This is a genomic window from Bremerella sp. JC817 (genome assembly GCF_040718835.1).
In the GTDB taxonomy this organism is placed as follows: Bacteria; Planctomycetota; Planctomycetia; order Pirellulales; family Pirellulaceae; genus Bremerella.
This window is the reverse complement of record NZ_JBFEFG010000002.1, coordinates 1-320: the sequence shown is the minus strand read 5'-3', so window position 1 is coordinate 320 and position 320 is coordinate 1. Positions and strand designations below refer to the sequence as shown.

Sequence of the window (320 nt, the reverse complement as noted above, 5' to 3'; positions counted from 1 at the left end):
AACACGACGTTTTTCGGGTCGTTTTGTGGTGCGGAAAAGAAACAACCGGGGTCAGAAATGTCGATCGCCTCGGCGGCGCCATGGGCTCGCAGGACGTGGTACCTGTGGCGCAGCAGGTGATAGACCGAGTTGCAGACCTCGGGCTCGTCATCGACGACCAGCAGGCAGGGCTTGTGCGGTGCGGTCATCGTGCTTCCCCTTTCCTTCAATGGGTAAGATCACCCGGAACCGGCTCCCCTGGCCGGGGGTGCTCCGGACTTCGATGCGGCCGCCGTGGTCCTGGACGATCCCGTGGCTGATCGCCAGCCCCAGGCCGGTCC

1 protein-coding gene and 1 pseudogene are annotated in these 320 nt (G+C 64.1%); both read right to left on the bottom strand.

Annotated elements, in window-relative coordinates; genetic code table 11:
- A pseudogene (locus AB1L30_RS00010) lies at window positions 1-188 on the bottom strand (hypothetical protein); the annotation flags it as partial.
- Window positions 148-306: a hypothetical protein gene (locus tag AB1L30_RS00005; protein ID WP_367011314.1), complete on the bottom strand. Its 159-nt coding sequence runs from the start codon at window positions 304-306 to the stop codon at window positions 148-150. The pseudogene AB1L30_RS00010 and the gene AB1L30_RS00005, both read right to left, overlap by 41 nt.
- Window positions 307-320: the final 14 nt, after the last annotated feature.